The organism is Mucilaginibacter sp. OK283 (assembly GCF_900110415.1).
Taxonomy (GTDB): Bacteria; Bacteroidota; Bacteroidia; order Sphingobacteriales; family Sphingobacteriaceae; genus Mucilaginibacter.
On sequence record NZ_FODR01000005.1, the window covers coordinates 482,225 to 489,682 of the forward strand.

The window sequence follows — 7,458 nt, forward strand, 5'->3', positions numbered from 1 at the left end:
CCCTGACAATTGGGCTTTCGTTTTCTCATCAAAGTGATAAAAGGCTTTTGATGCGGTTGGTCTGGCCTGCATTTACTTGGAGAAGCTTTTGACTTCAGTGCCGCTGCCGCGAGTTTAGCGCAGCGTAACTCGTGGTTAACCATTATGTAAGCTTCCAGCTTACGAAATTCAGCTGAAAGCTGAAACCATGATACACACGGGCTGAAAGCCCGCGTGAGCTATTTGTTTTATGTCTTAACTCTTGATTCTTGACTCTTGATTCTTGCCTCTTTAAAACTATCTTTACCCCATGACCCAAATTGGCCTGATATCCGATACCCACAGCTACCTCGACGAAGCCGTTTTTAAACACTTTGAAAACTGCGATGAGATTTGGCATGCCGGCGATTTCGGCACCATCGAACTTGCTGGCCGGCTGGCAGCCTTTAAGCCGCTCAAAGGTGTTTTTGGAAATATTGATGATAAAGATGTCCGTGAGATATACCCCGAAAACCTGCGCTTTAACTGCGAGGGCGTTGATGTGTGGATGACACATATAGGCGGTTACCCCGGCAGGTACAGCCAGCATATTAAGGCCGAAATTTACAGTAATCCGCCCAAGCTATTTATCACGGGGCACTCGCATATTTTAAAAGTAATACCCGACAAGAAACTACACCTGCTGCACCTCAATCCCGGCGCGGCGGGCAAGCAAGGCTGGCACAAAGTACGCACCCTGATGCGCTTTAATATCGATGGCGAAAAGATCCAGGATTTGCAGGTGATAGAATTGGCCGGAAGGTATTAAAACCACCGGTTAAACAGGAACTTCTTAAACGACTAAAACCTGAATTTTTTTGTAGATTTTTTGTAGATATTTTGTTGCTTTTTTGACTATTTGTACCTGTTTTTTGTGCTTTTTTGTGCCAAATTTGAACAGAAACGCAGTTTTAAGAAGTTTTGGGAGTGCAAAAATTACATCAATCCAGCCTTTGCATTTTCAACCTCAAAAACAGAATCGATAAGCAGCGGCGCACGCTTGCCGGCGGCTACGGCCAGCTGGTCGCAACGCTCATTTTCGGGATGGCCGTTATGGCCGCGTACCCAGGTGAATTTTACCTGGTGCAGTTTGCTAACATTTAAATAACGCATCCAAAGGTCCTTGTTTTTTTTGCCGGCAAAACCTTTGGCAACCCAGCCATTAACCCAGCGTTTTTCGATAGAATCGATCACATATTTAGAGTCGGAAAAGATCATAACCTGCTGATTAGGTGTTTTTAACGCCTCCAGGCCTTTAATAACGGCCATTAGCTCCATCCGGTTATTGGTAGTTTTACGAAAACCTTCGGATAGTTCCTTATAATGTTGCCCCGAGCGCAATATCACTCCATATCCTCCTGGTCCCGGGTTACCACTTGATGCACCGTCTGTAAAAATCTCGATCATTTATTAGTTTATGGTTAATGGTTCATAGATCATGGTGTGATTAATAAACCGTTATCGGGCAAAAATAATAAACTTTATTAGTTTAACATCAGTTCGAAGCGGCCATGAACCATGAACTATTAACCATCAACTTTCTTCACTTTCAGCCTCAACGAATTACCAATTACCACCACGTCAGAAAAAGCCATGGCAAAGGCGCCAACCATGGGGTTTAAAAAACCGAATGCCGCCACCGGTATGGCTATAATGTTATAGGCAAAAGCCCAAAACAGGTTTTGTTTAATGGTAAGCAGGGTGTGCTTACTAATCTGCAAAAATTTAACAACTGAATGTAAATCAGTATTTAACAACACCACACTTGCCGATTGGATAGCTACCTGGCTGGCATCGTTCATTGATACACCCACATCGGCCCGGGTGAGGGCAGGGGCGTCGTTTATGCCGTCGCCTATCATTATGGTTTTACCCTTTTGTTTGTATATGTCAATTACCTTCAACTTTTCATCGGGAAGTCTTTCGGAGTGGACTTCAGTAATACCTATCTGGCTGGCAACTTTCAAACAGCGGTTTTTTTTATCTCCGCTTAAAAGTACAGGTACAATTCCCATTTTTTTAAGTTTCGTTATCAGTAGGGCTGTTTCGGGCTTAATCTCGTCGTCTATGGCAACCTGGGCCAGCAATTGCTGGTTTTTATAAAGCGAAAGGTTGAAATTATCTTCCGTGCTTTGTTTGGCAGTTCCTAAAAAGTAATGATTGCCCTGTACGTCTTCTGCACGCATTCCTAACCCCTTTTCTTCTTGAACAGATTTTAAGATCACTTTTTGCTGCGGTAGTTTTTTTAAACCGTCGACCAATGATTTGGCAATAGGGTGGTTTGAACGTTCTTCAATAGCGGTGATTATGCCCCGGATTAATTCCAGGTCTGTACCGGCTTCTGCTTTGATCTTGTTAATGCTGAACTTCCCTGTGGTCAGTGTGCCTGTTTTATCAAAAACTACGTATTTGGTATTTGCAACAGCTTCAATAGTATCTCCCCCTTTAATCAGGATGCCATTTTTTGCAGCCCGCCCCAAGCCAACCATAACAGCTGTGGGGGTAGCCAAACCCATAGCACATGGGCATGAAATAACCAGCACGGCAATGGCATTCATCAATGATTTTTGCAAGCCCGCGTTGCCTACAAAATAGGTTAACGTAAATGTGATCAATGATATCAATATAACTGCAGGTACAAATATTGATGCTGCCTTATCGCCCAATTTCTGAACAGGGGGCTTGGCGGCTTGTGCTTTTTTCATCAGATCGATAATCTGCGACAGGACGGTATTGGAGCCAACTTTGGTGGCCAGCATATGGAAGTTTCCATTAACTACTATAGTACCGCCAATAACTTTATCATATTTATCTTTTTCAACCGGTATGCTTTCGCCGGTAAGCATGGCTTCGTCAACAGAGGCGTTGCCTGAAAGAATCTCGCCATCAACGGGCACCTTGTCGCCCTGATTTACCACCAGGGTATCCCCCGGGCGAACATCTTTGGCGCTAATTATTTCAATAGCTCCATTCACCATCCTGTTGGCATTTACCTGTTGAAATTTTATCAGATCTTTTACTGCCGACGTAGTTTGCGTAACCGAACGTTTTTCTAAAACGTTACCCAATAATACCAATGTGATGATGGTAGCGCAGGTTTCATAAAACTGGTATCGCCCGCCTAAAGCCTGAATAGTACCAACAAGGCTATAAACGAACGCCGATGTGGAACCAATAAATATAAGTACATCCATATTAGGCACACCGGCTTTAACCGAATTCCAGGCACTTTTTCCAAAATGCAGGCAGCCCGCAATAAAAACAGGCAGGCATAAAAGTAGCTGTACCATGGGCCGATGTAGAAAATGCCATGGCAGCAGCATATGCAATAAAAGTGGCGCTGTAAAGATGGCGCAGAAGATAAATTTGTTCTCTACCAGTTCATAAAACGGCGGCGAATGCTGGTTGAGATCATCAATTACTTTAAATCCCAAATTTTCTATGCCTTTTATCACATCGGGCAATTTGGAATCGTCTTCGGTTGAAAATTTTACTTCCTCGCCGGCAAAGTCAACCAATATATTATGTAACCCTTTTTTTTCAAGGAGTTTATGAATAGACATGGCGCAATTATTACAATGCATCCCGGTCACGTTCAGTTCAATTAATTGCTCAGCCATAATGACAAATTTAGCCATTAATTAAAATTGTTCTAAATAAAAGCGGTAAGCTGAATGTAATTTTAAAAAGAGTTTGCAAATAGGCCGAAGATTTCTATTTTTGCACTCTCCAAACGGTAGATGTAGCTCAGTTGGTTAGAGCATCGGTTTGTGGTACCGAGGGTCGTGGGTTCGAGCCCCATCATTTACCCCTTTCTAAAAAGCCTTTTTACAGCAGTAAAAGGGCTTTTTTTATGCCCTCAGGGCAGTTTTTCGATAAAAAATGAAATTCGTCAGTTGATAGCTGATGCGTTGTGTTTAACACGAAAAACTGCCCAACTTGACGAAAATGTTTTACAAATGTTTTACAACGGATTTCGTCAGTATGGCTACAATCAAAGAAGTGGTTCTTAAACACCACAAAAAAGAAGACGGTACTTACAACATTAAGTTTCGATTGACTCACAATCGAAAAGTTACTTACATTAACACAAACCATTTCGCTGGTGAAAAGCAACTTAAAAAAGACTTTACTGTAAAAGACAGGTTTTTGCTTTCCGTGATTTCAACCGAAATTGCAAAATACCGAATGAGGTTGCTGGAGTTGGATCGTATGCTGGTGCATTTAGATGTCAAGCAATTGGCAAGTCGCTTGACAGAACCCGATGAAAATGCCGTAATTGATATTATCGCTTTTGCAAGACAATATGTGAGCGAACTAAAAGAGCAAGGCAGGAAGGGGAGTGCCTATCCGATATTAACAGTTATAAATAGCCTGTGTGATTATTTCGGAAGTCAAAAGGTGGAGATAGATAGAATAAATTCGATAATGTTGCCCGACTATGAAAGGTACCTAAGAAAGGAAAGAAGGTTCAAACGTAAAAATCAATTCGGAAAAGATGTTAATTATGTTAGCAAGGGGCTTTCTGATTCGGGTCTCCATAATCACATACGTGACCTTAGAACCCTTTTCAATGCTGCAAGGGACAGATTTAATGATGAAGACCGGGGCTTAATCAGGATCAAACACTATCCATTCAAAAAGCATAAGGTAATCGAAGCTCCGATGACAGCAAAAAGAGCGTTAACTGTCAAACAAATAGTTAAAATCCTCGAGTTTAATTGCATTCCAGGTTCACGAGCAGAATTAGCAAAGGAAATCTTCCTTCTATCATTTTATATGTGCGGGATGAACGCTAAAGATATCTATGACCTTAGCCAATCGTCCATTGTGAAAAATAGGGTGAATTATAACCGGTCAAAAACCAGAAAACGGAGAAAGGACAGCGCGTTTATAAGCATAAATCTCATTCCGGAGGCCTCTCCACTATTGTTCAAACATATAGGCAGACTGCGAGAGAGGTACGCGGAATCCAGTAACTTTAATAAAGCACTTAATAAAGGGTTGAAGGAAATCGGCGAGGCAAAAGGTATTCCATCATTGACTATGTATTGTGCTCGCCATTCATTTGGTAGTATAGCCCGGAATGAATGCCGGTTTTCGAAAGATGATGTAGCATTTGCTCTAAATCACATTGATCACACAACAAGAACGACAGATATTTATATCAAGCCCGATTGGCAAATAATAGATGATGTCCAGCTTAAAGTTGTGTCATTGTTGAACCTAAGGAGAGGTAAATAAATACTTGTTTTTACAAACGGTTTGCTATCCAAAAATATGATCTTTTGGTCTATTCCCATGGCCTTTTGGTCTTCGCATAAATTGTGTTATAAATAATTGATTATTAAATATTTATAAATTTATAAAGTAGTTTCATAATCTTTTGGTCCCTGGTTCGAGCCTAGGTGGAGGCCGAAAATGCGAAAATTTCTGTCCTCAGAAACATTATTGAGAACGGCCTGGGCGGGCGGTTACAGTTGTCCATCCAGTTCTGACCCAGTAATTAATTTGATAAAAAAGGAGGAATTAAAATGTCGATCAAAAAACAGATAGTAATATCAAATAGGACGGTGCGACAGTCGTTAAAAACATGAAGAGTCACGCCAATGATCCTTTTTTCGTTAAAAAGGAGATGAGCAAAGCGTTTTTACGTCAGCATCCTATACCTGCCCATCTGATAAAAAAGTAATGAATAAAACATTGATACTAAGCATACCGATCCTGGTGCTGTTAAAGCGGGGATGGCAACAAACACGTTTATCATCATCAACAGTGGAAAGGCATTGATCATGGACGCTTCTAATTATTATTTATCTGGTCCAATCAAACAGGTTATCGGATCTGAATTAGAAGTCGCAGGGTTCATTTACTCCCATAGTCACGTGGTTGCCAATGGTAATTACATTCCGGCTTTTAAAAAAGAATTTGATGTGCCTTTCTTTTTACATCCCAAAGATCAGGTTTACTTTAATGGGTTTGAATTTACAGACCCTGTCAATCATCCGCTTCTGAATGATTTCAATATTGAAGTTTTACATTTTCCGGGGCATACACCAGGCCATATTATGCTATATAATTCCGAAAACGGAGGTCTGTTGCTTACCGGCGACGCTGCTATGGGACCGACTGATGAACAAACTAACAACGGGATAGAACGGTTAATCCGCGTTCCGGCCAGGCTTAGTTATGATGACGAACTAATCAGGCAAAATTGGCTTCATTTTAATAAGCAGGTTGCTCATGTTGCTCCTTATCATGGCAGTATTTATACCAACAAACAGGCATCTTTAATACAGATTATGAGTTCCCTGACCAGAGTTGAAATCACGCAGGGTTTAACAGGTTAAATTTAAATTAACGATGAAGTGTCTTTAGTACTTTGCAATTCCGAAAGGCTGGCTGCCGCTACCATAAAAATGGCACATTATTGATTTATTCACCCCTCTATGTCGTCCTGATTTTACTTGGCGTTCATCAATAATTTTGTTTTGTGGCACTTTTTTTCAACTCAAAAAGTGCCACGATTCTGCCACAATAATTTTGAATGGTTTTGAAAGATTTGACAGTTCAATTCGCAATAAGACAGTGCAAATGCCTGATAATATTTAGGCCAGAGTAAAGCCGGGTTTCCTAAAGCCGGGCTTTATTGCGTTTGTTCGACAAATGTTGTTTTAGATTGCACGGCATCCCAGAACTATACGCCTATTCGAACAGTTGAATCAGAACCGTGTGATTTCCGCGTCATCGCTTTTCTTGCTGCTGACCTTAGCCTCACCTGTATAAGCCACACTGGCCGAACCGTGTACCCAGGCATTTACCTGTATGTTGGCGTTAATAGCTGCATGACCCGAACCTGAAATATGCACTCCTGTTTTAGCAGTGATCAGCTCTTTGGCTGAAAACATACCCGAACCCGAGATATGTGTTTCGACCGTTTCGGATTGACCGCTCAATTTGATCAGGCCGGAACCGGCAATCGAAGCGTCCAATGTTTGCACCTTAATTTCGCCGCTGATGCTGGCTGAGCCGCGGGTAACCAGTTTTAACGAGCGAGCAGTTAGCCTGCCGTCGAAAGACAAGTTGCAGGAACCGGAAGCTTTAACCGCCTCCAGGTTACGGACGGTCACATACAATTTAAGCTTGGGGTGGGTATGCCACCAGCTTTTACTGCTCCACCAGCTTTTTTCACCGGCCGACCAGTTATCATGTTTATTGCGGATATGTAAAGTATTGCCGTTCACTTCAACGACTAAACGATCAGCGATAACTGCCGGTACTTTATAACTGACGGAATCCGCTGCTCCCTGCCTGATCGTTACTTCGAACGGCCCTTCCACATGGACATAGCCGTCAACTTAAGCACAGAAGCCCCAATAAACGCAGGACAACCATAATTTGAACAGAGCGTAGTTTGCCGTAAAGGCAAACTATGTATTT

The 7,458-nt window shown here is 41.9% G+C and carries 6 protein-coding genes and 1 tRNA gene; 4 read left to right on the forward strand and 3 right to left on the reverse strand.

Going from position 1 to position 7,458, the window contains the following annotated elements:
* The first annotated feature begins 289 nt into the window (after window positions 1-289).
* Entirely contained in the window at window positions 290-787 is a 498-nt protein-coding gene (locus tag BMX56_RS15000) for a metallophosphoesterase family protein (RefSeq protein ID WP_090649443.1), read from the forward strand.
* A 167-nt stretch (window positions 788-954) separates the two neighbouring features.
* On the opposite strand, the gene rnhA is transcribed toward BMX56_RS15000, so the two are convergent.
* The gene (gene rnhA / locus BMX56_RS15005; RefSeq protein WP_090649446.1) at window positions 955-1,425 is read right to left on the reverse strand and encodes a ribonuclease HI; all 471 of its coding nucleotides are present in this window, start codon (window positions 1,423-1,425) and stop codon (window positions 955-957) included.
* A gap of 119 nt (window positions 1,426-1,544) precedes the next feature.
* Entirely contained in the window at window positions 1,545-3,638 is a 2,094-nt protein-coding gene (locus BMX56_RS15010; protein WP_255369850.1) for a heavy metal translocating P-type ATPase, read from the reverse strand.
* A 116-nt stretch (window positions 3,639-3,754) separates the two neighbouring features.
* Here BMX56_RS15010 and BMX56_RS15015 point away from each other — a divergent pair.
* From BMX56_RS15015 to BMX56_RS15025, 3 genes are all read left to right on the forward strand, one after another.
* A tRNA-His gene (locus tag BMX56_RS15015) sits at window positions 3,755-3,828 on the forward strand.
* A 174-nt stretch (window positions 3,829-4,002) separates the two neighbouring features.
* Window positions 4,003-5,262 (forward strand): phage integrase SAM-like domain-containing protein, encoded by a 1,260-nt coding sequence (locus tag BMX56_RS15020; protein WP_177183829.1) that lies wholly within the window; start codon window positions 4,003-4,005, stop codon window positions 5,260-5,262.
* Window positions 5,263-5,762: 500 nt separating this feature from the next.
* Window positions 5,763-6,368, forward strand: coding sequence for an MBL fold metallo-hydrolase (locus BMX56_RS15025; protein ID WP_143065454.1), 606 nt, complete (start codon window positions 5,763-5,765; stop codon window positions 6,366-6,368).
* Window positions 6,369-6,740: 372 nt separating this feature from the next.
* Here the strand turns inward: BMX56_RS15025 and BMX56_RS15030 are convergent, their stop codons facing one another.
* Entirely contained in the window at window positions 6,741-7,358 is a 618-nt protein-coding gene (locus BMX56_RS15030) for a head GIN domain-containing protein (RefSeq protein ID WP_090649458.1), read from the reverse strand.
* Window positions 7,359-7,458 lie beyond the last annotated feature (100 nt).

Excerpts from the sequence above, each read along its gene's own strand:
- rnhA (WP_090649446.1), bottom strand. The coding sequence starts at position 1,425 with ATGATCGAGATTTTTACAGACGGTGCATCAAGTGGTAACCCGGGACCA.
- BMX56_RS15025 (WP_143065454.1), top strand. The coding sequence starts at position 5,763 with ATGGCAACAAACACGTTTATCATCATCAACAGTGGAAAGGCATTGATC.
- BMX56_RS15000 (WP_090649443.1), top strand. The coding sequence starts at position 290 with ATGACCCAAATTGGCCTGATATCCGATACCCACAGCTACCTCGACGAA.
- BMX56_RS15010 (WP_255369850.1), bottom strand. The coding sequence starts at position 3,638 with ATGGCTGAGCAATTAATTGAACTGAACGTGACCGGGATGCATTGTAAT.
- BMX56_RS15020 (WP_177183829.1), top strand. The coding sequence starts at position 4,003 with ATGGCTACAATCAAAGAAGTGGTTCTTAAACACCACAAAAAAGAAGAC.